General features: G+C 66.9%; 22 protein-coding genes and 1 pseudogene. 11 read left to right on the top strand and 12 right to left on the bottom strand.

The window, feature by feature from the left end:
* Nucleotides 1-3: 3 nt before the first annotated feature.
* Nucleotides 4-1,302: an MFS transporter gene (locus AB3K92_RS10550; RefSeq protein ID WP_021161674.1), complete on the bottom strand. Its 1,299-nt coding sequence runs from the start codon at nucleotides 1,300-1,302 to the stop codon at nucleotides 4-6.
* Nucleotides 1,303-1,392: 90 nt separating this feature from the next.
* Nucleotides 1,393-2,178: pseudogene (locus AB3K92_RS10545) on the bottom strand (putative hydro-lyase); the annotation flags it as partial.
* A gap of 193 nt (nucleotides 2,179-2,371) precedes the next feature.
* On the opposite strand from AB3K92_RS10545, the gene AB3K92_RS10540 reads away from it, so the two are divergent.
* A complete protein-coding gene (locus AB3K92_RS10540; RefSeq protein ID WP_021161672.1) occupies nucleotides 2,372-3,304 on the top strand; it encodes a LysR family transcriptional regulator in 933 nt (310 codons plus the stop codon).
* A 182-nt stretch (nucleotides 3,305-3,486) separates the two neighbouring features.
* On the opposite strand, the gene AB3K92_RS10535 is transcribed toward AB3K92_RS10540, so the two are convergent.
* The 6 genes from AB3K92_RS10535 to AB3K92_RS10510 all read right to left on the bottom strand — a co-directional run bounded on the left by AB3K92_RS10535 (nucleotide 3,487) and on the right by AB3K92_RS10510 (nucleotide 9,659).
* A complete protein-coding gene (locus AB3K92_RS10535) occupies nucleotides 3,487-3,813 on the bottom strand; it encodes an antibiotic biosynthesis monooxygenase (protein ID WP_021161671.1) in 327 nt (108 codons plus the stop codon).
* A gap of 65 nt (nucleotides 3,814-3,878) precedes the next feature.
* On the bottom strand, nucleotides 3,879-4,865 hold the full coding sequence (locus tag AB3K92_RS10530; RefSeq protein WP_369464974.1) for a flagellin N-methylase: 987 nt from the start codon (nucleotides 4,863-4,865) through the stop codon (nucleotides 3,879-3,881).
* Nucleotides 4,859-5,704, bottom strand: coding sequence for a MetQ/NlpA family lipoprotein (locus tag AB3K92_RS10525; protein WP_369464973.1), 846 nt, complete (start codon nucleotides 5,702-5,704; stop codon nucleotides 4,859-4,861). Before AB3K92_RS10525 ends, AB3K92_RS10530 begins: the two co-directional genes overlap by 7 nt.
* Nucleotides 5,701-6,750 carry a formylglycine-generating enzyme family protein gene (locus AB3K92_RS10520; RefSeq protein WP_060070924.1) on the bottom strand — a complete coding sequence of 350 codons (1,050 nt, stop codon included), beginning with the start codon at nucleotides 6,748-6,750 and terminating at the stop codon, nucleotides 5,701-5,703. Before AB3K92_RS10520 ends, AB3K92_RS10525 begins: the two co-directional genes overlap by 4 nt.
* A 15-nt stretch (nucleotides 6,751-6,765) precedes the next feature.
* Complete coding sequence (locus AB3K92_RS10515; protein WP_048021715.1) at nucleotides 6,766-8,724, bottom strand: arylsulfatase; 1,959 nt, start codon at nucleotides 8,722-8,724, stop codon at nucleotides 6,766-6,768.
* A gap of 215 nt (nucleotides 8,725-8,939) precedes the next feature.
* The gene (locus AB3K92_RS10510) at nucleotides 8,940-9,659 is read right to left on the bottom strand and encodes an SDR family oxidoreductase (RefSeq protein ID WP_021161665.1); all 720 of its coding nucleotides are present in this window, start codon (nucleotides 9,657-9,659) and stop codon (nucleotides 8,940-8,942) included.
* A 460-nt stretch (nucleotides 9,660-10,119) separates the two neighbouring features.
* On the opposite strand from AB3K92_RS10510, the gene AB3K92_RS10505 reads away from it, so the two are divergent.
* From AB3K92_RS10505 to csgH, 6 genes are all read left to right on the top strand, one after another.
* Complete coding sequence (locus AB3K92_RS10505; RefSeq protein ID WP_369464972.1) at nucleotides 10,120-10,725, top strand: CsgE family curli-type amyloid fiber assembly protein; 606 nt, start codon at nucleotides 10,120-10,122, stop codon at nucleotides 10,723-10,725.
* Nucleotides 10,726-10,771: 46 nt separating this feature from the next.
* Nucleotides 10,772-11,194, top strand: coding sequence for a curli assembly protein CsgF (locus tag AB3K92_RS10500; RefSeq protein WP_225723295.1), 423 nt, complete (start codon nucleotides 10,772-10,774; stop codon nucleotides 11,192-11,194).
* A 64-nt stretch (nucleotides 11,195-11,258) separates the two neighbouring features.
* The gene (locus AB3K92_RS10495; protein ID WP_042976486.1) at nucleotides 11,259-12,158 is read left to right on the top strand and encodes a CsgG/HfaB family protein; all 900 of its coding nucleotides are present in this window, start codon (nucleotides 11,259-11,261) and stop codon (nucleotides 12,156-12,158) included.
* 29 nt (nucleotides 12,159-12,187) lie between these two features.
* Nucleotides 12,188-12,730 (top strand): hypothetical protein, encoded by a 543-nt coding sequence (locus AB3K92_RS10490; RefSeq protein WP_369464971.1) that lies wholly within the window; start codon nucleotides 12,188-12,190, stop codon nucleotides 12,728-12,730.
* A gap of 129 nt (nucleotides 12,731-12,859) precedes the next feature.
* The gene (locus tag AB3K92_RS10485; protein ID WP_124922623.1) at nucleotides 12,860-14,236 is read left to right on the top strand and encodes a hypothetical protein; all 1,377 of its coding nucleotides are present in this window, start codon (nucleotides 12,860-12,862) and stop codon (nucleotides 14,234-14,236) included.
* 71 nt (nucleotides 14,237-14,307) lie between these two features.
* Nucleotides 14,308-14,628: a curli-like amyloid fiber formation chaperone CsgH gene (gene csgH, locus AB3K92_RS10480; RefSeq protein WP_059494537.1), complete on the top strand. Its 321-nt coding sequence runs from the start codon at nucleotides 14,308-14,310 to the stop codon at nucleotides 14,626-14,628.
* 36 nt (nucleotides 14,629-14,664) lie between these two features.
* Here the strand turns inward: csgH and AB3K92_RS10475 are convergent, their stop codons facing one another.
* Nucleotides 14,665-15,576: a LysR family transcriptional regulator gene (locus AB3K92_RS10475; RefSeq protein WP_048021706.1), complete on the bottom strand. Its 912-nt coding sequence runs from the start codon at nucleotides 15,574-15,576 to the stop codon at nucleotides 14,665-14,667.
* A 127-nt stretch (nucleotides 15,577-15,703) separates the two neighbouring features.
* On the opposite strand from AB3K92_RS10475, the gene AB3K92_RS10470 reads away from it, so the two are divergent.
* Nucleotides 15,704-16,723 (top strand): NAD(P)-dependent alcohol dehydrogenase, encoded by a 1,020-nt coding sequence (locus tag AB3K92_RS10470; RefSeq protein ID WP_059494536.1) that lies wholly within the window; start codon nucleotides 15,704-15,706, stop codon nucleotides 16,721-16,723.
* A gap of 49 nt (nucleotides 16,724-16,772) precedes the next feature.
* Here the strand turns inward: AB3K92_RS10470 and AB3K92_RS10465 are convergent, their stop codons facing one another.
* The 3 genes from AB3K92_RS10465 to AB3K92_RS10455 are packed head-to-tail and all read right to left on the bottom strand — an operon-like array spanning nucleotide 16,773 to nucleotide 19,990.
* Nucleotides 16,773-17,957: a porin gene (locus AB3K92_RS10465; protein ID WP_369464970.1), complete on the bottom strand. Its 1,185-nt coding sequence runs from the start codon at nucleotides 17,955-17,957 to the stop codon at nucleotides 16,773-16,775.
* A 51-nt stretch (nucleotides 17,958-18,008) separates the two neighbouring features.
* Nucleotides 18,009-18,806, bottom strand: a complete 798-nt coding sequence (locus tag AB3K92_RS10460; RefSeq protein ID WP_059494531.1) for an ABC transporter substrate-binding protein — start codon at nucleotides 18,804-18,806, stop codon at nucleotides 18,009-18,011.
* Nucleotides 18,807-18,856: 50 nt separating this feature from the next.
* Nucleotides 18,857-19,990 carry a M20 aminoacylase family protein gene (locus tag AB3K92_RS10455; RefSeq protein WP_369465776.1) on the bottom strand — a complete coding sequence of 378 codons (1,134 nt, stop codon included), beginning with the start codon at nucleotides 19,988-19,990 and terminating at the stop codon, nucleotides 18,857-18,859.
* A gap of 184 nt (nucleotides 19,991-20,174) precedes the next feature.
* On the opposite strand from AB3K92_RS10455, the gene AB3K92_RS10450 reads away from it, so the two are divergent.
* The 3 genes from AB3K92_RS10450 (at nucleotide 20,175) to groL (ending at nucleotide 23,232) form a co-directional block, all read left to right on the top strand.
* Nucleotides 20,175-21,134, top strand: a complete 960-nt coding sequence (locus AB3K92_RS10450) for a LysR substrate-binding domain-containing protein (protein WP_059653926.1) — start codon at nucleotides 20,175-20,177, stop codon at nucleotides 21,132-21,134.
* A gap of 154 nt (nucleotides 21,135-21,288) precedes the next feature.
* Nucleotides 21,289-21,579 carry a co-chaperone GroES gene (groES, locus tag AB3K92_RS10445; protein ID WP_027790739.1) on the top strand — a complete coding sequence of 97 codons (291 nt, stop codon included), beginning with the start codon at nucleotides 21,289-21,291 and terminating at the stop codon, nucleotides 21,577-21,579.
* A gap of 12 nt (nucleotides 21,580-21,591) precedes the next feature.
* Complete coding sequence (groL, locus tag AB3K92_RS10440; protein WP_021156751.1) at nucleotides 21,592-23,232, top strand: chaperonin GroEL; 1,641 nt, start codon at nucleotides 21,592-21,594, stop codon at nucleotides 23,230-23,232.
* Nucleotides 23,233-23,295: the final 63 nt, after the last annotated feature.

Here is a 23,295-nt window from a genome sequence, read left to right as displayed (position 1 = left end):
GGTTCAGGCGGCGTCGAGTTCGCGGCCGCGTGTCTCGGGCAGCGTCAGCGCGGCGACGATCACCACGCCGTATGCGGCGACCGCGAAGATGCCGATGCTCATGCCGAGCCCGTATTGCTTCGACAGCGCGCCGATCAGGAACGGGAACAGCGCACCGATCGCGCGGCCCACGTTGTAGCAGAAGCCCTGGCCGGAGCCGCGCACGCGGGTCGGGAACAGTTCGGTGAGGAATGCGCCCATCCCCGAGAAGATGCCCGATGCGAAGAAGCCGAGCGGGAAACCGAGCCACAGCATCGACGCGTTGGTCAGGTTCAGCGACGTGTACGCGAACGCGATCACCATCGAGCCGAGCGCGAACAGGATGAAGTTCGGCTTGCGGCCGAGGCGGTCGGTCAGGTACGCGCTCGTCAGGTAGCCGACCCACGAGCCGAAGATGATCATCGCCAGATAACCGCCGGTGCCCATCACCGTGAGGTGGCGCTCGGTCTTCAGGAAGGTCGGCAGCCACGTCGTGATCGCGTAGTAGCCGCCCTGCGCGCCGGTCGTCAGCAGCGCCGCGCGCAGCGTCGTCGTGATCAGCTTCGGCGCGAAGATCTCGGTGAGGCGCGGCGCGTCGGCCACTTTCGCCTGCGCGGCCTTCTCCTTCTCGTAGACGTCCGGCTCCTTCACGTAGCGGCGGATCGCGACGACCAGCAGCGCCGGTGCGAGCCCGACGAGGAACAGCGCGCGCCACGCCTGCTCGGCGGGCAGCACCGAGAACAGCAGCGCATACAGCAGCGCGCACAGCCCCCAGCCGATCGCCCAGCCCGACTGCACGAGGCCGACCGCCTTGCCGCGGTCGCGCGCGCGGATCACTTCGCCGATCAGCACGGCGCCGGCCGTCCATTCGCCGCCGAAGCCGAAGCCCATCAGCGCGCGTGCGGCGAGCAGCTGATGGTAGTTCTGCGCGAGCCCGCACAACGCGGTGAACACGGCGAACCACAGCACCGTGAGCTGCAGTGTGCGCACGCGGCCGATCCGGTCGGACAGGATGCCGGCGATCCAGCCGCCGGCCGCCGACGCGAGCAGCGTGACCGTGCCGATGAAGCCCGCATCCGCGAACGAGATGCCCCAGGTCGCGACGAGCGTCGGGATCACGAACGACAGCATCTGCGTGTCCATCCCGTCGAGCATGTAGCCGACCTTGCAGCTCCAGAACGCGCGGCGCTCGCGCGGCTGCGCGTCGCCGTACCACGAGAACAGGCCGTTGCGCTCGGGGCTCGCGGGCTCCGCGGCGCTCGCCGCGAGGGTCTTGCTTTCCATGGTGATGCTCCTGTCGTGATGCGCCGTCAAACGGCGGTCGTGCGTGCGGTATGTCGTGCGATATGTGGTGCGGGCCGTCGTCGCCCCGGATCAGAATACGGCCAGCGACGCGTTCGTGATGTCGGTCATCAGCATGTGGCCGGGCGTGTGCGCGATCGCGATCGGCAGCTTCGCGTCCATCAGCGCGGTTTGCGGCGTCACGCCGCACGCCCAGAACACCGGCAGCTCGCCGTCGCGGATCGTCACCGCGTCGCCGAATTCGGGCGCGTTCAGGTCGGCGATGCCCAGTTCGCGCGGATCGCCGAGATGGATCGGCGCGCCGTGCACGCCCGGAAACCGGCTCGTGACCTGCACCGCGCGGATCGCGTCGGCGCCGCGCATCGGCCGCATCGACACGACGAGCTGGCCACCGAAGATCCCCGCCCGGCGGTTCGGGATCGACGTGCGGTACATCGGCACGTTGCGCCCCTCCTCGACGTGGCGCAGGCCGATCCCTTCGCGGGCCAGCATGTCCTCGAACGAGAACGAGCAGCCGATCGCGAACACGACGAAATCGTCGCGCCACAGCGCTTCCAGCGACTCGACGCGCTCGGTCAGGCGGCCGTCGCGGTAGACGTTGTAGCTCGGCACGTCGGTGCGGATGTCGAGATCCTCGCCGAGCGCGTCGACCCGGAACGCGCCCGGTTCGCCGACGCCCAGCAGCGGGCAGGCTTTCGGGTTCGCCTGGCAGAAGCGCAGGAAATCGTGCGCGTACGCATCGGGCAGGATCGCGAGGTTCGCTTGCGCGTACGGACCGCAATGGCCCGCGGTCGGGCCGCGGAATGCGCCGCGGCGCACGGACTGGCGGAATTCGGAAGGCGTCATGAGGTTCTGTCGCTTGTCGGTGTGTCGTCGGGATGACGGTGCCGTGTCATCGGATACGGCGAAGAATAGAAAAGAAAAAATTTTGTCGCCAACGAGTTTTTTTGCGCTTCGTGTATAGAATTTCTTAACAGATCTTCGGGTTTTCCCCGGCTCCGTTCACTTTTCCTCACCGGCAAAGTGCGCATCCACGCTCCGTCCGACCGCCATGAACACGCGTTTTCTCGAAACCTTCGTCACGCTCGCGAAGTTGCGCAACTTCCGCACGACGGCCGCCGCGCTGCATGCGACGCCGGCCGCGATCTCGCAGCGCCTGAAGGCGCTCGAGGACGAATTGCAGACGGTACTCGTCGACCGCGACAGCCGCGAGTTCCGGCTCACGCCGAACGGCGAATACCTGCTCGGCTACGCGAAAGCCGTGGTCGAGGCGACGCAGGAACTGCTGGCCGCCGCGTCCGGCGAAAGTGCGCTGCGCGGGAAGCTGCGGCTCGGCGTGATCGAGACCGTCGTGCACAGCTGGCTGCCGCACTACATGCGGCGGCTGGCGGCCGACTATCCGCAGCTGGAAATCGACCTGACCGTCGACGTCAGCGTCGTGCTGCAGCGCCGGCTGATGGCCGGCGAGCTCGACCTGATCATCCGCGTGGAAGGCAGCGACGAAGCGTCGGTCGTGTGCGACGCGCTCGCGAACTATCCGGTGCGCTGGATCGCGCGGGCGGGGCTGCTGCCGAATACGCGCTCGGGCCTCGCGCGGCAGGTGCTGCGCCAGCCGATTCTCACGTATGGGCGCGGTACGGCGCCCCACCGCGCGCTCGAGGATATCGTCCGTACCCTTGCGCATGCGCACGGCGTGCCGCTGTCGGACACGCGCATCACCGGGTCGCCTTCCATCTCCGTGATCGTTCAGCTCGTGCGCGACGGTTTCGGCGTCGCGGCGATTCCGGTGCTGTTCGTCGATGCGCTGATCGAGAGCGGCGAAGTCGTCGAACTGCCGCTGCAGCCGTCACCGCCGTCGATCGTCGTGTCGATGTCGCGGCGGGCGGATGCGCCGAGGTTCGTGCACGGCGCGTCGATTGCGGCGCGGGTCGCGTGTCATGAGTATTGCGAGAAGAGTACGCGGCGGTTGGTTGAAGCGCTTTGAGGCGTGGGTTGCGCAAAGCCGTGTTTTTCGGGTGCCTGAGCGTATAGCCCAGCCACCTTGGCCATGCTTGATGAAGAATTGATTGCACGCGATACCGCGGAAATCCGCGTTCAAGCGCGAGCTTCCAGACGCGGCATGTCGTTACTTATCTGCAATGCGAAATAAATGATTCAGACAGCTATTCACGCGGATAACCCTCCGTGCGGCTGCATCAGCTTGCCGTCGCCGTACTCGCGCAGCACCTTCGAAATCACGACGCGATAGCCGTCCAGCCAGCGCGCCTGCTTCGCCTTTGCCTCGCGATGCGCCGGATGCTGCATCAACTGCTGCAGCGCCGCCTCCGACTCCCAGTAGTAGACGTTCTGGATCAACCCCGATTCGGCGTTCTCCCACGTCTCCTCGCCGAGATAACCGGGGGTCGCGCGCGCCATGTCGGCGATCTGCCGGTCGAGCCGGTGGAACTCGTCGTCGTATTGACCGGCACGGAAAATGAAGGTCGACGCGTACATGCCTGCTCCAGCGATAGCGATTGAAAGAGCGGCGATTGTAAGGCACGGGCAGCGTGCCGCGATCGTCACGCGGCCAGCGGATCGGCACCGGCCCGGCCGGCGAGCCACGCGTCGATGCGCGGCGCGTCTTCACGCATGCCGGCCGTGGGCGCCGGCATCGCGGCCAGCGCGTGCCGTGCACGTTCGAGCGCCTCGCCGAAGCCGCGCAACTCGCGCGTCGCGGGGCGGTCGCCGGCATGCCGGCGTGCGAGTGCCGCGTCGATGTTCACGGCGATCAATGCACGCTGAGCGTCGATGAAGTCGATGCACAGCGTGCGGCAATGCGCGGATACCGACGCAACGGCGAGCAGGACGGGCACGATCGACACGGTCAGGTAGCCGCCGGGTGCAAGCCGCGACAGCGCACGATGTCCCTCCTGCCCGCCGCCGGTCAACGATGCGAACACCGCGTCGCGCCACACCGCGCGCTCGAACACGAGCGCATCGCGATATGCATCGAGCGCCGCGCGGTCTGCGACCTGTCCGGCCGTCACCAGCGGAATCGGGAACGAAGCCGCGACGGGAGATTGCGTGCTCGTCGTTTCGACAATGCAGTCCGCGCCAAGCCACGCCGCATCGTCGCGCCGCGCAGCCAGCACTCGGGACTGCAACCGGTCGGGCAGCATAGGATCGAGTGGCACCGCGCCGCAGATCGACGGCTTGTCCGCATGCACGCTGCAGCGGCCGTCGTCGGCCAGTGCCGCGCAACGGCCGAGCGACGGATAGTCGTAGCCCTGCAGCGTCAGCGCGATCCATTCGCTCCCCGCGCCGCCGGTGCGGTGAAACAACTGCCCGGCCAGCGCATCGAAAGCCGCGACATCGTCGGCATCGAACGCGTGCTCGCGGCCGCCCGCGCGCCAGCGCTCGCCGATCCGCCGCTTCGGCACGCGACCGATCGTCAGCGCACCGACGAAGCGATGCCGATGCCGGAACAGTTCGCGCAACGACAGCGTCGGCGCGCTGTTGCAGCAGCGTCCGCATGCGTTGCACGCGAGCAGGTAGGTGTCTACCACGGCCGTCGCACCGAATCCTGGTAGCGCGTGAGAATGAAGCGCGCGACGTCGTCCGAGTGATAGGCGGCGACGAGCTGCGTCACCCACGGCTTCGCGCGATCGGCATCGCGCACCGTCAGCACGTTCGCATACGGCGAGCGCGCGTCCTCGAGGCTGATGCTGTCGCGCGCGGGTTGCAGCCCGGCACGCGCGGCATCGTCGCTGTCGATTGCAACGAACGCGGCCTTGTCGAGCGCCGCGTAAAGGCGTTCGCGGCGCAGCGCGACGAGCTTCAGCCCGAGCCGGTTGCCGGTCACGTCGCGCAACGTCGCATGCAGGCCGGCCTGCTCGCGCAGCGTCACCAGCGTGTCGTTCTGCAGCAGCACGAGCGCACGCGCCATCCCGCGCGGATCGGCGGGAATCGCGACCGTCGCACCGGGTTGCAGTTCGTTCAGGTTCTTGAGCTTGCGCGAATAAAGCGCCATCGGCAGCGTGACGGTCGGCGCGATCCCGGTCAGGGCGTAGCGTTTCTGCGCGCGCGTCGCGGCAAGCTGTTGCGCATCCTCGAAGCTGGCCGCGTCGATCCGGCCATCGGCCAGCGCCGCGTCGATGCGCGACGCATCGTCGAATTCGACGACGTCGATGCCGAATCCTCGTGACGCGGCGACCCGCTTCACTTCGTCGAGGATCTGCGCATGCACGCCGCGCGTCACGCCGACGCGGACGGCCGCCGCAGTCGCCGCAGTCGCAGCAGTCGGTGCAGTCGCAGCAGTCGATTCAGCGGCGATGGCCAAAGCCGGATGAGCGCCCCCGCACGCAACCATCAGCCACGCGCCCAGGTAGTGCACGACGCGCTTCATGACGCATCCCTCAGAATCGTGCGAAATCCGATATGCGACGCACCGAGATCGGCTTCCTGCTGTTCACGCGACGACGCGCGATAGCGCACGCAGTAATCGCGCGAGCACAGGAACGAGCCGCCCTTGATGACCATCGGCGTATCGTGCCGACGCGTCGGCGGCGCGACGGCTGCCGTGTCGCCGTTGGTATGCGACTGGTGCGGGCCCGTATAGGCGTCCTTCGTCCACTCCCACGCATTGCCGATCATGTCGTAGAGCCGGAACCCGTTCGCCGCGTAGCAGCCGACGGGCGCGAGCCCCGCATGGCCGTCCTCGGCCGTGTCGAGCACCGGGAACGCGCCCTGCCAGTAGTTCGCGGCCGGCTTGCCCTGCGCGTCGCGCGGCGCCGCGTCGAGCGACGCGTCGTCGCGGCCCGCCTTGCCCGCGTATTCCCATTCGGCCTCGGTCGGCAGGTCGCGGCCGAGCCAGCGCGCATACGCGAGCGCATCGCGCTGCGTGACGAGCGTGACGGGCAGGTTGCCGATCCCGTCGACGCCGCTGCCCGGCCCGCGCGGATGGCGCCACGATGCGCCCTTCACCCACGACCACCACGCGAGGTCACGCGCGTTCATCTCGTCGCGCGTCGGCACATGGAACACGGCCGCCCCGCCCTGCTGCTCGGCCTCGGTAACGTAGCCGGTAGCCTGCACGAACGCGGCGAACTGCGCGATCGTCACGTCGGTCTGGTCGATCCAGAAGCCGCCGACACGCGTGCGGCCGTCGCCCACCGGGCGCTCGTCCGCGTAGCCGCGCGTGCTGCCGAACACGAACGCGCCGCCGCGCAGATGCACCATCCCGGCCTTCGGGTCGTCGCGCCACTTTGCCGGCAGCCCCGAGTAACGCTCGCATTGCCGCTCCGAGCCGAGCGGCGCGAGCGCGCGGCCGCGATTCGCGTCGTCGAATGCGTCGCCCCCCGGCGCGACGGGATTCGCATAACCGGCCGCGAACGCGGCGGCGAACAACGTGGTGGCCAGCGCCGCGCCGATCGTCCAGAACCGGAACCGCATCGTGTCGCCCCGGTATCAGTAGTAACCGCGCGGACGCAGCGGTTCGACGCCGCCGACGTTGCTCATGTAGGTCTTCCACTGGTCGACGAGCGTGCCGATCACCGACGGGTTCTGCGCCGACACGTCGGTCGTCTCGCCGCGATCCGACGCGAGGTCGTAAAGCTGCCAGTGTCCGTCGAGCGGCCCGAGCGGCGGTTCGGTCCACAGTGCCTTCCAGCGGCCGTCGGCGCTGCGCAGGTAGGCGCGGCCGTAGGCTTCGTCGCCGAACGGCGTCGTATGCACCTCGCCCGTCGCCGACCCCGTGAGCACCGGCAGCAGCGACTGGCCGGTGACCGGATACACGTAGCGGTTGTTGTAGACCACCTTGCCCTTGTTCTGGTCGACGCCCGTCAGCGTGTTGACGAGCGGCGGCGCCGGCTGCGAAGGCGGCGTGACGCCCGCGATCGCGAGGAACGTCGCCGTGTTGTCGGTCACGTGCGTGAACGCGCGCAGCGTCGGCAACTGCTGCGTCTGGCCCGGCAGGCGCACGATCGTCGGCGTCGATACGCCGCCTTCGGCCGAATACCCCTTCGTGAGCCGGAACGGCGACGCGCTCACCTCGGCCCAGCGCAGCCCGTACTGCAGGCGCTGCGCGTTCTGCTTGCCGTTGTCGGTGCCGAGGGTCGAGTAGACCGGCTCCTGCCCGTTCGCGGTGTCGGTCGCCGTCGGGTCTGCGCCCGAGTCGATCGGCCAGCCTTCCGCGCCGTTGTCCGACTGGAACATGATGAACGTGTTGTCGTATTCGCCGATGTCCTTCAGGTGCTGGATCAGGAGTCCGATGTTGTAGTCGAGGTTCTCGACCATCCCCGCATAGATCTCCATATAGCGTGCCTGCGCCCGGCGCTCGGCCGGCGACAGGCTCGACCACAGCTTGTCGACCTTGCCGGGGCCGTAGTCGCTGTAGCCGTCGGCGGCTGAATGCACCGCGCTGACGTATTTCGCATTCGCGGTGCCGTTGTTCGCGGTCGCGGGCGACGCCGCCGTCGTTTCGGGCAGGCCGTCGAACGGCTTGAAATCGGCGGGGATCAGGCCGAGCGCCTTCTGCCGTGCGATCCGCGCATTGCGGATCGCGTCGTAGCCGGCGTCGTACACGCCCGCGTACTTGTGCAGCCATGGTTCGGGCACCTGCAGCGGCCAGTGCGGCGACGTATACGCCGCGTACGCGAAGAACGGCTTGCCGTCGCGCTTGTTCGAATCGATGTACGAGATCAGCTTCTGCGTATAGAAATCGGTCGAATAGAACACGGCCGGGCTGCCGCCCGCACCGCCCGGCTGCCCGGGCTGGCCGGGCTGCACGTAACGGCCGTCTTCCGTGTAGTTCGACGAGCCGGCCGGCTCGTGCGCGAAGTGGTTGGTCGCCGCACCGCCGAGCAGCACGTAGCTGCGCTCGAAGCCCCATTGGTCCGGCGTCTGCCCGCTGCCCGTCGCGCTGCCGACGATCCCCGAGCCGATATGCCACTTGCCCGCGATATACGTGTGGTAACCGGCATCCTTCAATAGTTGTGCGAACGACAGCGCACGATCGTTCAGGTAGCCCTCGTAGCCGGGCAACCCGCGCCGTTCGTCGGTCGGTACCCCCATCGTGCCTTCGCCGACCAGATGGTGATCGGTGCCGGACACCAGCATCGCGCGCGTGATCGCGCAGACGGTGCCCGTGTGATGGTTCGACAGGATGCGGCCCGACGCGACGAGCGCGTCGAGGTTCGGCGTGTTGATCTCGCCGCCGAATGCATGGATGTCGGAATAGCCGAGATCGTCGGCCATGATGTACAGGATGTTCGGGCGTTTCGCCGCGAGCGGCGGCGCGGGGTTCGTCGATGACGACGGCGGATCGCTGTCGACGCCGCCGCACGATGCGAGCGACAACGCGCCGGCAATCGCGGCGCAGACGACACGGAAACGAACAGCATGCAACGGCGAAGCGGACTTTTTCATCGTTCTGGAACGCGCGATCTACGGGATCGGCGATCTTAGCGTCGCGCGCGCGGCCCCCAAAGTCCGATTCGTCACATGCTAACGGGGCGGCGGAATATGCGCGCAAGCCGAATACCGGCCATCAGCACGCGCGTATGCATGCGCCCGCGCCGCGCGCCGAGGCCGGCCGCCGCCGGGCCGCGCGACGGCTCGGCTGCGCGACTGTGCGTCGTACTTCAGCTGCGCCCGCCGAGGCTGCCGCCGCCGTCCACGGCCAGCACCTGCCCCGTGACGAAGCCGGCCTCGTCCGACAGGAAGAACGCGATCGCGGCCGCCACGTCGTCGGGCGTGCCGAGCCGGCGCGCGGGAATCGTCGCGAGCACCTTGCGTTCGGCTTCGCTGCCGACGGGCCGCGTCAGCCGGAACAGTTCCGTCTCGATCGGCCCCGGCGCCACCGCGTTGACGGTCACGCCATGTTCGGCCAGTTCGAGCGCCCACGTGCGCGTGCAGCCGACGAGCGCGCTCTTCGCGGCGGAATACGCGGTGCGATCGAGACTGCCGAAAATCGCCCGGCTGCAGATGTTGACGATGCGCCCGTGGCCGCGCGCCTTCATCGCGTCCGCAAAGTGCTGCGTGACCTGGATCGCGGCCCGCACGTTGAGATCGAACACGGTCTGCAGCGACCGGAAGTCGATCTGCCCGAGCGGTTGCGGCATCACGATGCCCGCGTTGTTCACGATACCGTCGACAACGTGCTGCTCGCCGATACGGGCAAGCGTTGCGGCCGTCTGTTCGATGTCGGCGAGATCGCACGCGCGCAATTCGCCGGGAAAGTCGATGCCCTGCACATTTCGCGCGAGGCCGATGACGTGATGACCGTGCCGTGCGAGCAAGGTACTGACCGCGAGGCCGATGCCGCGCGTTGCGCCGGTGACGAGATAGGTGCGAGATGACATGCGTGCTCCCGAAGTCCGTTCACGTGAAGAGCGTGGAGAGAGGTTGCCGGAGTGGAGATCCGGAACCTGCGCTTTGGTCGGACGATTCTACGTGCGTAACGGACGTTACGTCGTGTCGTTACGAGCGTGTCCGTAGCAACACGTTACGTTTACCGCGCATCAGCTGCGTAAGGAATTTCCAAATCACGATTGGCACGATTTATCGTCTGATTTAATCGCAATACGCCGAATGAAAAAGAAAGATTGTTAATGAGATATCACATCCGCAAACGTTTTACGCGAATGAAATGTACATCATAAAAATTAGACGAATAACGACTTTAAAATAAATTCCGTTTGAAACAGCGACAGGCATGCCTCTTGCTGACTCCCCCCACCATGTGCCGCGTTCGACCAGGAACGAATAACCCGAAAATCGGGCGCCGCCATATTTCGTACAAATGAATCCGGGGTCGGGGAAATGGAATCGAGCGCAAGCAGGCGATTTGCCTGGGGGGCCGTGACGTGCCTGTCGCTGGTCGCGACGGCACGCGCGCAGGCCCAGGACACCGTCGTCGCGCCGCCTTCCGCCGCGGCGAACGGCGGACATCCGATCGCGCCGCCTTCGACGCTGCTGAACGCCGAGCGGGTTCTCGAAGCACCGAAGCCCGCGCCCGGCGCGGGCCCGGCCGTTGCGCAGCCGGCGGCGGGCGCCGCGGCGGCCGGCGCACGGGCGGCCGCCCGCCACGCCCTTCCGGAAGATCAGCTCGGCGGCACGGTGACCACCGATGCCGTGACGCTCGCCGGCCGCGATTTCTATACCTACTTCTCGCAGACGTGGTCGGAAATCCCGCTGAGCGAGCGCTACATGGTCGCCATTCACGAACGCCCGTCCGGGCGTTACGGCAGCCTGATCTGGGTCGAGTTCCAGCAGAAGCGCGTATTCCAGACCTTCCTGCCGATTGCGCGGGCCAATGTCAAGGCCGTGGCCGAAAGCGCCGCCAATATTTCCTTTCAAACCGTCATTCAGGACGATCTGTCGAATTTGCTGTTCCCCGATTCGGATCTGGCGAAAGACGAGATTTAGTCGATTAATCGAAAACAAGGGGTTAGGAGAAATGAATCGAAACGGATTGAGCTTGATCGCCCTGGTCGCGATGACCGCGGTTTCGCCTTGCACATGGTCGTCGACACTGGTTTATCAGCCGAACAACCCGAACTTCGGCGGCAACCCGGCAAATGGCCCCAACCTGCTCAACGAGGCGAATGCGCAGAACAAGCACACGGATCCGTCGCTGTCCGCGTATTCGTCGCCGACTTCCACGTCGTCCCTCGACCAGTTCAATGCGCAGCTGCAGCAGGCGATCCTGTCGCGCGTCGCCAGCTCGGTGACGAACTCGATCGTCGGCACCAACGGCGACCTCAAGCCGGGAACGATCAGCACGGGCAATTTCACGATCGTCGTGAGTGCGGCCGGCAACGGCAACCTGCAAGTGACGACCACCGACAAGACGACGGGCGCGACGTCGACCTTCATCGTCAGCAACGGCCAATGAATCGAAAAAAACGACTGGGCGAATCATGAGAAAAAACGCTGAACGGGCACGCTTCGACACGGGGATGACACGGATCGCAACGATTGCAGCGCTGCTGCTGTCGCTGGCCGGCTGCGTCACGCGGCCGATGCCCGCGCTGAGCAATGCCACGCTGACACCGCCGACGCGCACCACGCGCGACCTCACGCATCTCCCGCCGCCGAAGGGCAAGATCGTCGCGGCCGTCTACGGCTTTCGCGACCTGACCGGGCAGTACAAGGCGTCGCCGGACAGCTCGTTTTCGTCGCAGGTCACGCAGGGCGGCGCGTCGTTCCTGGTCAAGGCGATGCGCGACTCCGGCTGGTTCACGCCGGTGGAACGCGAAAACCTGCAGGACCTCCTGACCGAACGCAAGATCATGCGCGCCACCGACGGCGCGGATGCGAAGAAGGCGCAGAACGATGCGATGGCGCCGCTCATGCCGGCAAACATCGTGCTCGAAGGCGGCATCGTCGGCTACGACACGAACGTCCGGACCGGCGGGGCCGGTGTCGCCTACCTCGGCATCAGCGGATCGATGCAATACCGGGTCGACCAGGTCACCGTCAACCTGCGCGCGATCGACATCCGCACGGGCCAGGTGCTCAACAGCGTCTCGACGACCAAGACCGTCTACTCGTATCAGGTCGACACGGGCGTCTATCGCTTCGTCGGCTTCAAGGACCTGCTGCAGGCGGAAGTCGGGTTGACCCGCAATGAACCCGCGCAGATCTGCGTCAACGAAGCGATCGAATCGGCGCTCACGCACCTGATCGTCCAGGGTGTCGCGAACCAGACCTGGGCGCTGAAGAACGACCAGGACTGGTACGACCCGACGATGCAGCGGTATCTGCAGGAAGACCGGCAATACGCACAGGACATGGAGGACGCCAACACCGCGTACGACCCGCAGAAGATCGATCGTCCTGGCGCGTCCACTCATTAACCGGCATCAGGCCGGCCAGCGGAGAAAACATGATGAATCGACAGCGTGAGCGGAACGGGCGTGCCCGCGTGATGCGGCGGGTGCTCGCGACCGCGGCGGCAGCGGCGGCCATGCAGGCCGCGTCGGGCGCACCCGTGCCGCTCAGCGATCTCGGCCCGCCCGAACCTGCATTCGACTACAGCGGCAACATCGTCGCGGTCCGGCAGGACGGCGGCGGCAACGGCGCGTCGCTGGACCAGGCGGGCCACAACGGTGCGCTGATCCGGCAGGCCGGCGACGGCAACTCGATCGTCGCGCGGCAGACCGGTGCGCAGAACTGGGTCGCGGCTTCGCAGGCCGGCTTCGGCAACACGTTGAAGGCGACGCAGCGCGGCAACGGCAACACGTTGCAGGTGCAGCAGAACGGCGCCGGCAATTCGGTCGATTCGACGCAGGTCGGCACGTCGCTGTCGGCGCGCGTCACGCAGAACGGCAGCAACAACGCGGTGAACATCGTGCAAGGCGGCTCGAACACCGGCATCCAGGTGATTCAGACCGGCCACGGTGCGCGCGCCACGGTGCTGACGCGGTAACGGTTACGCAGGTCGCAGGTGCTGTGCTTGAAGTGCAGAGGGGTGAGGCGTGAGAGCGTCCTCGAATGGCGGGGGTGCCGGCAAAGACCGACTTTTCCGGCAAATTTTCTTTCGAATCAGGAGCAACAAATGAAGGTGACCAAGTCTGCAATCGCAATCGCCGTGCTGATGCTCGCATCGGCCGCCGCACAGGCCGATTCATCGGGTAACACCGTGAGCATCGGGCAAACCGGCAACTACAACTCGGCAACCGTCGAACAGACGGCGACGACCGGGGATTCGGTGGCGATTAGCCAGTCGGCGTACGGCAACGATCCCCGCTACGGGTTCGTCGCCAACGTGACGACCCAGGGTGGTACCGACGATACGACCGTGATCAACCAGAACTCCTGGTGGGCGCAGCCGTACTCGAGCGTGAACGTGTCGCAAACGGGCTCGTCGCACGAGAAGAACTACGTGACGCAATCCGGCGGCGGCGATTTCTCGGCGACCATCACGCAGACGACGTCGGCGTACACGGGCGGCCCGCAATACGACGTCAACACGATCAACCAGCACAGCTACATCGACACCGCGTCGATCTCGCAGCAGGGCGGCGGCTGGAACACCGTGACGATCAACCAGGGCACGCCGAGCCAGACGGCGATCGGCAACAACGCGAGCGTGACGCAGACGGACACCATCGGCAACACCGTCGGCATCACGCAGACCGGCAACAACGGCACCGCGTCTGTCCAGACCTCCTGGGGCGGCGCGAACACGACGTCGATCACGCAAACGGGCGGCGCGACCAACGCCAACGTGACGCAGTTCGCGGAAGGTGGCGACAATGTCACGACGAACCAGAGCGGCACCGCAACCGCCAACGTGAATTCGTGGTTCGGCGGCGCCAACCTGACGACGATTTCGCAATCGGGTGGCGTGGCCGGCAGCACCGCGACGGTCAACCAGATCCTGGCGAGCAGCAATACCACCTCGATCACGCAGACGGCGGACGGCAACAACGCCATGGTCAACCAGACGCTCGAGTTCGGCGACGCCGCGACGATCAACCAGTCGGCCGCCCAGAACACCGCGGCGATCTCGCAGCAGTTCGGCTTCGGCAACAGCGCGACCATCACGCAAACCGCCGCGAACAACCTGGCAACGATCACGCAAACCAGTTCGGCAGGCTCGACGGCATCCATCACGCAGAGCTCGGCGAACAACCAGGCGTACGTGGCGCAATCGGCGGCATCGGGGTCGCTGACGACGGTGAACCAGACGCTCGACATCGGCAACTACGCCAATGCGTCGCAGACGGGTGCGGACGACGTGCTGAGCCTTTCGCAGGCCGGCGGCTTCAACGTCATCAACGCGTCGCAAGTGTCCGGCACGGGTAACCTGGGCTACGTGACGCAGACCGGCTACAACAACAACGCCACGCTGGTGCAACAAGGCAACGCCAACTACGCGAGCATCAACCAGAACGGCTTCAACAACACCGTTTCGGTCAAGCAGCACTAAGCGCCGCCGGCGTAACGGAAAGGCCGGACGGATGCCCGTTCGGCCTTTTTTTCATTCGACAGGGGACGATCATGGTTGGCATTCACGATCTCAGCGCCTATTTCGACATCGCCGCCAGCGCCGGCGGCGTGAATATCGTGCCGCACGTGCGCGCGGCCGCACCGGTCGACGTGTCGTACAGCCTGCGCATCACCCGCACCGGCGGCGCGGGTTCGGCCTCGCTGACGCGCTCCGGCGAATCGCGGCTCGCGGGCGGCGAGGATCAGCCGCTCGCGACGCTTCGGCTGAGCGTCGATTCGAGCGATATCTGCAAGGCGACGCTGGTTCTGCACGTCAACGGCGAGCATGCGGAGTATTCGGTGGACTGCAATCCGCGTGGTGCGTCGAGTTGAGATGTTGCGGCGACCGCATGGCCGACCGCGTACGCCTCACCCATCCGACGCGAGCATCTTCGGTATCTCGTCGACGAGCGCATCGATGACGACACGCACCTTCGACGGCACGTGGCGTGATGCCGGCCGCACCGCGAACACTTCGGCGCCCGACACGCTGTTGCTGTCCAGCACGAGCGCGAGGCGGCCGTCGCGCAGGTAAGGCGCCATCAGCCAGCAGGGGAGCCACGCGAGGCCCGCGCCGGCGGCGGCCGCATCCGCAATGGCCTGCAGGTCGTCGAGCCGCAGGCGCCCGGCCGGACGATGGTCGTGCACCGCGCCGTTCGCGCCGACTATCGGCCACGGCGTCGGCTGCCCGCCGCGCGAATACGCGATGCCGACGTGCGATGCGAGTTCGTCGAGCCCCGCCGGCCGGCCATGACGTTCGAGATACGCGGGCGATGCGCAGATGCCCATGCGCTGCACGCCGAGCTTGCGGCCGACGAGCGCGCTCGTATCGGCGAGCTCGCCGATGCGCACCGCGATGTCGAAGCCGTCGTTGACGAGGTCGGCCACGCGATCGCTGAACGACACGTCGATTTCGAGCCGCGGATGGCGCTCCACGAGGCGCCGCATGAGGGGCGCCACGCATTGCCGGCCGAACAGCACGGGCACGCTGATGCGCAGCCGCCCCGCCGGCTCGCGCTGGCCCGCGTCGAGCGCGGCCTCCGTCTCGCCGAGTTCGGCGAGCAGCCGCCGGCACTGTTCGTAATAGACGAGCCCCTCGTCGGTCAGGCCGAGCTGGCGTGTCGTGCGCTGCAGCAGCCGGGTGCCGAGACGGCGTTCGAGCCGCGCGACGACCTTCGCGACCGCCGAGCGCGTGACGCCGAGCCGCAGCGCGGCCGCCGCGAAGCTGCCCGAATCCACCACGTCGACAAATTCGGCAACCCCTCTGAGCCGCTCGTCCATGCCATTTCGCTCCGGTTGGGTAACAGGTTTGTGTCCATGCAGGCGACAGTCGTCGGCCGAATTATCGTCAATGCGTCCCTGCGCGCAACACTATGATAGTCCGCACTATCTCGAAAAAGGAGTCGACATGCACGCATGGCAAGTAAAACCGGGCGACGGTGTGGCCGGGCTTCGGCGCATCGACGCGACACGCCGCGCGGTCGGGCCGACCGACGTCGTCGTGAAGATCCATTCGGCCGGCCTGAACTATCGCGACCTGATGTTCGCGCGCGGCGACTATCTCGGCATCGGCAACGAAGCGCTGATTCCGGTTGCCGACGGCGCCGGCGAAGTCATCGAAACGGGCCGCGACGTCACGCGCTTCAAGCCCGGCGATCGCGTGATCAACACCTACTTCCCGAGCTGGATCGAAGGGCCGCCGACGCCGCAGAAAACCTCGGGATCGCCCGGCTCGCATTTCGACGGCGTGCTGGCCGAGCACTTCGTGTCCGACGAAGCGGCGCTGGTCGCGATTCCCGCGCATCTGGACTACGACGAGGCGGCGACGCTGTCGTGCGCGGGCATCACCGCATGGAACGCGCTGTTCGCCGACGGCGGCCTGGGGCCCGGCGCGACCGTCGTGCTGCTCGGCACGGGCGGCGTGTCGGTCGTCGCGCTGCAGCTCGCGCATGCCGCGGGGCTGCGCACCATCGTCACGTCGTCGAGCGACGCGAAGCTCGAACGCGCCCGCGCGCTCGGTGCGGACGCAACCATCAACTATCGCGCCACGCCCGAATGGCAACACGACGTGCTGCGGCTCACCGGCGGCGCGGGTGCGGATCTGGTCGTCGAAGTCGGCGGCAAGGATACGCTGCCGCGCTCGGTCGCCGCGACGAAGATGGGCGGCACCGTGTCGGTGATCGGCGGCCTCAGCAGCTTCGGCGGCCCCGAGCTCGGGCTGCTGTCGCTGATCGGCGGGATCCGGCGGCTGCAGGGGATCATGGTCGGCAGCCGCGCGATGCTCGACGACGTCGTGCGCCTCGTCGACGCGAAGCGGATCAAGCCGGTGGTCGATCGCGTGTTCGGCTTCGACGAAGCGCCGCAGGCGTATGCGTACCTGCAGTCGGGGCAGCACTTCGGCAAGGTCGTGATCCGCGTCGCGCAGTAAGCGCATCGGGGTGACGGGCAGCGGGCGGCTTCGCCCGCTGCATCCGGCGTCAGAACCTGTTACGGATCCCCGCGTGAATCATCAGCTGCTTCGAGGTCGACGACAGGTCCGCCGCGCCGGGAACATAGGCCTGGTCGAGCGACGAGCCCGTCGCGTCGCCCGCGATCCGCTGGCAGGCGCCCATCAGGTATACGTCCGTGCGCTTCGACAGCGTGTAGTCGGCCATCAGCCCGAGCGAATGGATCTTCGGCTTCGCAGTGCCCGTCGTCGCGTCGTAGCGCACCGTCGTGTACACGTACTGCGCCCCGACGAACAGCGCGGGCGTAACCTGGTACTTGCCGTTCACTTCGAAGTTCCGGTACTTGATCGACGTCACCGTGCCGCCTGCGAGCGGGCCGGTCACGGGCTCGATCGTTTCGTCGCCGAACAGGTAACCGACGTTCGCGGTCGGCCGCGTGACGTTGCTGCTCGTGTACGCGAACCCGACCGTCGCGGGCCCCGCCGTGTAGTTGATGCCCGCACCGAAGATCCGCAGCCGCGCCGACGCGAAGTTCGCATCGGCGCCGACCGATCCCGAGCCCGCGATCGCGCCGCTCGGCGTCGCACCCGGGTTGTCCGCATTCAGGAAGGCTGCGCCGACGAGCCACCCGCCCTGCTCGTACTGCGCGCCGACGCTCCACTGCCGGTTGTTCGCAAAGCCCGTGTCGTTGCTGAAGCTGTACGTGCCGCCGAACGAGAAGCCGGCGAAATCCGGGCTCGCATACTTGACCGTGTTGTTGACCCGAAACGTATTGCCGGTGTTGTCGTTGTCGAGCGGATGCGAGAACGGATAGACGCCCCAACTGCCGTTCGCGGTGGTCGGTGCGAGATAGTCGACCACCGCATCGTATTGCCGGCCGAGCGTCAGCGTGCCGAACCGCGCGCTGCCGAGGCCGACGTACGCCTGCCGCCCGAACATGCGGCCGCCCTGCGCGAGCGTGCCGTTGTTCACGTTGAAGCCGTTCTCGACCTGGAACAGCGCGCTGTAGCCGCCGCCCAGGTCCTCGCTGCCCTTCAGCCCCCAGCGGCTGCCCTGCGCGAAGCCGCTCGCCATCTGCCATGCGCCATGGCCGCCGACATTGTTCGTGTAGTCGATGCCCGCATCGACGAGGCCGTACAGCGTGACGCTGCCTTGCGCGAACGCGGGCGCGGCGCACAGTGCCGGCATCGCGACGAAAATCAGTCTCCAGTTCATCCGTCATCCTTATTTATTGTGTCGTTACCGCGCCATGCATGGCGCCACCGCTTACTTCGCGCCGTAGATGTCGAAGTCGAAATACTTCCGGTTGATCCGCTGGTACGTGCCGTTCGCGAGGATCGTCGCGAGCGCGCGGTTGAAGGCGTCGCGCAGGTCGTTGTCCTGCTTGCGCAGCCCGAGCCCGTCGCCCTGCCCGAAATACTTCACGTCGTCGATCGCCGCTCCGACGAACGCGAAATCCTTGCCCTGCGGCTTCTTCAGGAAACCGTCGCTCGCCGCGATCGATGCCTGGAACGCCGCGTCGAGCCGGCCCGTCACGAGATCGGCATAGACCTGGTCCTGGTTCGGGTACGACACGATCTGCGCGCCGGCCGGCTGCCAGTTCGCGATCGCATAGTCGGCCTGCGTGGAGCCCTGCTCGACGCCCACACGCTTGCCCTTCAGCGCGCCGGCCGTCGGCAGCAGCGGCGAACCCTTGCGCGCGACGAGGCGCGCCGGCGCATTCGAGATCCGGTTCGTGAAGGCGATCTGCTGCTGCCGCTTAGGCGTAATCGTCATCGACGACGCGATGACGTCGAACTTGCGCGCGAGCAGCCCCGGAATCATCCCGTCGAAACTCGATTCGACCCACACGCAGCGCGCATGCAGCTCCGCACACAACGCATTCGTGATGTCGATCCCGAAGCCCGTCAGCGTGCCGTCGGGCAGCTTGTACTCGAGCGGCGGGTAAGTCGGATCGACCGCGAGGCGAATCTCCCTGCCCGCCCAGTCACCCGCATGCGCCGCCCCCGCCGCCAGCGCCAACGTGAGCGCCGCCATCCGTTTCCATTGCTTCCACTGCTTCATTGCCAGTCTCCTTCCTCGTGTGAATCGTCAGTCAAGATCATGCGGTTGCGTCACGCGAGATAACGCTCCGCCAGCGCAATCCAGTAGCTCGCGCCGGTGGCGAGGCACGTGTCGTTGAAGTCGTAGCCGGGATGGTGCAGCCCGCATCCGGCGCCGCCTTCGCCGTTGCCGTCACCGTTGCCGATCGACAGGTAGCTGCCGGGGCAAGCGTTCAGCATGAACGCGAAGTCCTCGCTTGCCGCGATCGGCCGCAGATGGGGGATCAGCGCGCCGTCACCGCCCCATTCGCGGGCGACGTCGCGCGCAAAGGCGGTTTCCGCCGCGTGATTGACGAGCACCGGATAGTCGTGGCGGTAATCGATCTCGGCCGTCGCGCCGTAGCTCGCGGCCTGCCCGTGCACGATCTCGCGAATGCGCCGTTCGAGCAGCGCGCGCACGTCCGGCGACAGTGCGCGCACGCTCAGTGCCAGATCCGCGTGCGGCGGGATCACGTTCGACGCGGTGCCCGCATGGATCGAGCCGGCCGTCACGATCGCCAGGTCCTGCGGGTTCACGTTGCGCGACACGACGGTCTGCAGCGCCATCACGATCGACGCGCAGACGACCACCGGATCGTTCGTCGTATGCGGCGCCGCGCCATGCCCGCCGCGCCCGGTCACGCGCACGCGCACCTCGTCGGCCGATGCCATCGCCGGGCCGTCGCAAAAGCCGAGCACGCCGGCCGGCAGGCCCGGCACGTTGTGCATCGCGAACACCGCATCGCACGGAAACTGCTCGAACAGCCCGTCGTCGATCATCCGCTTCGCGCCGCCGAGCCCTTCCTCGGCCGGCTGGAAGATCAGGTTCAGCGTGCCCGTGAAGCGGGCGCGCTCGGCCAGGCACCGCGCCGCCGCCAGCAGCATCGCCGTATGGCCATCGTGGCCGCATGCGTGCATCACGCCGTCGCACCGGCTCGCATGCGGCAACCCGGTCGCCTCGCGGATGGGCAGCGCGTCCATGTCGGCGCGCAGCCCGAGCCGCTTCCCGGTGCCTCGCGTCAACGTGCCGACCACGCCCGTGCCGCCGAGCCCGCGCGTCACCCGATAACCCCGCGTTGTCAGGAAGCCGGCCACGAGGTCGCTCGTCGCATGTTCCTCGAAGCCGAGCTCCGGATGTGCGTGCAGCCGTCGGCGCAGCGCGATCATCTCCGTCTCGATGGCCGCCAATTCCGGCTGGATTGGTGTGTGGTTCAACCCCGATTCTCCTCGATGTACACCGGTTGCCGATCGCCCGAATGACCGATCGTGGCCGCATCGTAGGCAGCGAAAATCCCGGCGAACAGCCGCGGTTTCGTTATGATGACAACCTTTCGTTGTCGGGTATCACGCCATGGGTACGATCAGGCTGCATCAGCTTCAGGCGCTCGTCGCGAGCGCGGAGGCCGGGAGCATCCGCGGCGCGGCGCGCACGCTCGGGCTGTCGCAGGCGGCCGTCACGCGCGCGCTGCGCGAGCTGGAGGCCGGCGAGCGCCTGCCGCTGCTCGTGCGCGCGCCGGAAGGGATCGGCTTCACGGAATACGGCAAGACGCTGCTCACGCACGCGAAGCTCGTGCTGAAGCAGCTCGAACATGCGCAGAGCGATCTCGAACGCATGCGCGGCCGCATCGAGGGCCGGCTGAGCATCGGCGTGACGCCGTGGCTCACGAAGACGTTCCTGGCGGAAACGGTGCTGCGCTTTCGCGAGCGGATGCCCGACGTGCGCCTCGAACTCTACGAGGCGCTGATGGCCGTCGCGCAGCCGCTGTTGCGTGACGGCAGCATGGATTTCGCGCTCGGGCACGTGCAACCGGGCGGCACGCAGGAATTCGCGTTCGAGCCGATGCTGCGCTACGAGACATCGGTGATGGTGCGCGCCGGCCATCCGCGCGAACACGCGCGATCGATCCATGACCTGCTCGAGAACGACTGGGTGCTGAATTTCGCGGCCGACGGGCAGGCCGCGCTCGTCGACTACCTGTTCACGCGCCACGGTGCCGACATCGACGAACGGCGCATCGTCCGCGCGCAGTCGGCGGCGATGCTGCAGACGATGCTCGAACAGGCCGACATGTGCACGTGGTGCCCGACGATTCTCGCCGCGGTGCCGCCGTTCGGCGAACGGATGCGCGCGTTGCAGCTGAAGGAGACTTTCGAGCCGCGCGACCTCGGGATCGTCACGCGGCGCAGCAGCACGCTGAGCGACGCGGCGCGCTGCTTCATCGACTGCCTGCTGCACGTGATCCGCCGCCATGCGCGATCGGCACGCAAGGCGGATCTCGCGCTGTTCAGAACGCTGTCGCTGCTGGTCTGACGCGCGGCCCCGTTCGTCTTTCCTCCAAAGCGCATTCGCGAAAAAGCATTTCCGAATCCGTTATTGGATCGGGCCGCCGCGCATTTTTATACTCGTCAGCACTCTCTTCCAAAGAGTGCCAGCCAATCTCGACAGAACAGCACAGGACGAACCTATGAGCCTACGCCCCTTGCACGACCGCGTGATCGTGAAGCGACTCGACCAGGAAACCACCACCGCGTCGGGCATCGTGATCCCCGACAGCGCCGCGGAAAAACCCGACCAGGGTGAAGTGATCGCCGTTGGCCCCGGCCGCAAGGATGCGGACGGCCAGCGCATCGTGCCCGACCTGCAGGTCGGCGAGCGCGTGCTGTTCGGCAAGTACGCGGGCCAGGCCGTCAAGCTCGACGGCACCGAGTTTCTCGTGCTGCGCGAGGAAGACATCGTCGCAGTCGTCAACCAGTAACGGAGCGCAATCATGGCAGCGAAGGAAATCATTTTCAGCGACGTCGCACGGGCCAGGCTGACCGAAGGCGTGAACATTCTCGCGAACGCGGTAAAGGTCACGCTCGGGCCGAAGGGCCGCAACGTCGTGCTCGAACGCAGCTTCGGCGCGCCGGTCGTCACGAAGGACGGCGTGTCGGTCGCGAAGGAAATCGAACTCGCGGACAAGCTGCAGAACATCGGCGCGCAGCTCGTGAAGGAAGTCGCGTCGCGCACCAGCGATGCGGCAGGCGACGGCACCACGACGGCCACCGTGCTGGCGCAGGCGATCGTCCGCGAAGGCCAGAAGTACGTCGCGGCCGGGCTCAATCCGCTCGACCTGAAGCGCGGCATCGACAAGGCCGTCGCGGCGGCCGTCGACGAGCTGAAGAAGATCAGCCGTCCGACCACCACGAGCAAGGAAATCGCGCAGGTCGCGACGATCTCCGCGAACGGCGAGGAATCGATCGGCCAGCGCATCGCGGAAGCGATCGACCGCGTCGGCAAGGAAGGCGTGATCACCGTCGAGGACGGCAAGTCGCTCGCGGACGAGCTCGATGTCGTCGAAGGGCTGCAGTTCGATCGCGGCTACCTGTCGCCGTATTTCATCAACAATCCCGACAAGCAGATCGCCGAGATCGAAAGCCCGTACATCCTGCTGCACGACAAGAAGATCTCGAACATCCGCGACCTGCTGCCGGTGCTCGAACAGGTCGCGAAATCGGGCCGGCCGCTGCTGATCATCGCGGAAGACGTCGAAGGCGAAGCGCTCGCGACGCTGGTCGTCAACAACATCCGCGGCATCCTGAAGACGGTGGCCGTGAAGGCGCCGGGCTTCGGCGACCGCCGCAAGGCGCTGCTCGAAGACATCGCGATCCTGACCGGCGGCCAGGTGATCGCCGAGGAAACGGGCCTGACGCTCGAGAAGGCGACGCTGGCGGAACTCGGCCAGGCGAAACGCATCGAGGTCGGCAAGGAAAACACGACGGTGATCGACGGCGCGGGCGATGCGAAGAACATCGAGGCACGCGTGAAGCAGATCCGCGTGCAGATCGAGGAAGCGACGTCGGACTACGACCGCGAGAAACTGCAGGAACGGGTCGCGAAGCTCGCGGGAGGCGTGGCGGTCATCAAGGTCGGCGGGGCCACCGAGATCGAGGTGAAGGAGAAGAAGGACCGCGTCGACGACGCGCTGCACGCCACGCGCGCGGCCGTCGAGGAAGGCATCGTGCCGGGCGGCGGCGTCGCGCTGATCCGCGTGCGGCAGGCGATCCGCGAACTGCAGGGCGTGAACGCCGATCAGAACGCGGGCATCAAGATCGTGCTGCGCGCGCTCGAGGAACCGCTGCGCCAGATCGTCACGAACGCGGGCGAGGAAGCGAGCGTCGTGGTCGCGAAGGTGGCCGAAGGCTCGGGCAACTTCGGGTACAACGCGCAGACGGGCGAATACGGCGACCTCGTCGAATCGGGCGTGCTCGATCCGACCAAGGTCACGCGCACCGCGCTGCAGAACGCGGCGTCGGTCGCGGGGCTGCTGCTGACGACCGATGCAACCGTCTTCGAAGCGCCGAAGGATGCGGCACCGGCGGCTGCGCCGGGCGGCCCGGGTGCGGGCGGGCCGGGGTTCGACTTCTGACGGCGTGTCGCGTGTGCCGGTTCGCCGGCATGCGCGACTGGCACGCACAGCAAAACGCAGGCA

It is taken from the genome of Burkholderia sp. Bmkn7, assembly GCF_041103175.1.
In the GTDB taxonomy this organism is placed as follows: Bacteria; Pseudomonadota; Gammaproteobacteria; order Burkholderiales; family Burkholderiaceae; genus Burkholderia; species Burkholderia cepacia.
The sequence above is the reverse complement of the archived record's forward strand: the minus strand, read 5'-3'. Positions and strand labels throughout refer to the sequence as shown.

Bases quoted from the DNA above. Each gene is read 5' to 3' on its own strand.
- AB3K92_RS10550 (WP_021161674.1), bottom strand. From the start codon at position 1,302: ATGGAAAGCAAGACCCTCGCGGCGAGCGCCGCGGAGCCCGCGAGCCCC.
- AB3K92_RS10540 (WP_021161672.1), top strand. From the start codon at position 2,372: ATGAACACGCGTTTTCTCGAAACCTTCGTCACGCTCGCGAAGTTGCGC.
- AB3K92_RS10535 (WP_021161671.1), bottom strand. From the start codon at position 3,813: ATGTACGCGTCGACCTTCATTTTCCGTGCCGGTCAATACGACGACGAG.
- AB3K92_RS10525 (WP_369464973.1), bottom strand. From the start codon at position 5,704: ATGAAGCGCGTCGTGCACTACCTGGGCGCGTGGCTGATGGTTGCGTGC.
- AB3K92_RS10520 (WP_060070924.1), bottom strand. From the start codon at position 6,750: ATGCGGTTCCGGTTCTGGACGATCGGCGCGGCGCTGGCCACCACGTTG.
- AB3K92_RS10515 (WP_048021715.1), bottom strand. From the start codon at position 8,724: ATGAAAAAGTCCGCTTCGCCGTTGCATGCTGTTCGTTTCCGTGTCGTC.
- AB3K92_RS10510 (WP_021161665.1), bottom strand. From the start codon at position 9,659: ATGTCATCTCGCACCTATCTCGTCACCGGCGCAACGCGCGGCATCGGC.
- AB3K92_RS10505 (WP_369464972.1), top strand. From the start codon at position 10,120: ATGGAATCGAGCGCAAGCAGGCGATTTGCCTGGGGGGCCGTGACGTGC.
- AB3K92_RS10495 (WP_042976486.1), top strand. From the start codon at position 11,259: ATGACACGGATCGCAACGATTGCAGCGCTGCTGCTGTCGCTGGCCGGC.
- AB3K92_RS10490 (WP_369464971.1), top strand. From the start codon at position 12,188: ATGATGAATCGACAGCGTGAGCGGAACGGGCGTGCCCGCGTGATGCGG.
- AB3K92_RS10485 (WP_124922623.1), top strand. From the start codon at position 12,860: ATGAAGGTGACCAAGTCTGCAATCGCAATCGCCGTGCTGATGCTCGCA.
- csgH (WP_059494537.1), top strand. From the start codon at position 14,308: ATGGTTGGCATTCACGATCTCAGCGCCTATTTCGACATCGCCGCCAGC.
- AB3K92_RS10475 (WP_048021706.1), bottom strand. From the start codon at position 15,576: ATGGACGAGCGGCTCAGAGGGGTTGCCGAATTTGTCGACGTGGTGGAT.
- AB3K92_RS10470 (WP_059494536.1), top strand. From the start codon at position 15,704: ATGCACGCATGGCAAGTAAAACCGGGCGACGGTGTGGCCGGGCTTCGG.
- AB3K92_RS10465 (WP_369464970.1), bottom strand. From the start codon at position 17,957: ATGAACTGGAGACTGATTTTCGTCGCGATGCCGGCACTGTGCGCCGCG.
- AB3K92_RS10460 (WP_059494531.1), bottom strand. From the start codon at position 18,806: ATGAAGCAGTGGAAGCAATGGAAACGGATGGCGGCGCTCACGTTGGCG.
- AB3K92_RS10455 (WP_369465776.1), bottom strand. From the start codon at position 19,990: ATGATCGCGCTGCGCCGACGGCTGCACGCACATCCGGAGCTCGGCTTC.
- AB3K92_RS10450 (WP_059653926.1), top strand. From the start codon at position 20,175: ATGGGTACGATCAGGCTGCATCAGCTTCAGGCGCTCGTCGCGAGCGCG.
- groES (WP_027790739.1), top strand. From the start codon at position 21,289: ATGAGCCTACGCCCCTTGCACGACCGCGTGATCGTGAAGCGACTCGAC.
- groL (WP_021156751.1), top strand. From the start codon at position 21,592: ATGGCAGCGAAGGAAATCATTTTCAGCGACGTCGCACGGGCCAGGCTG.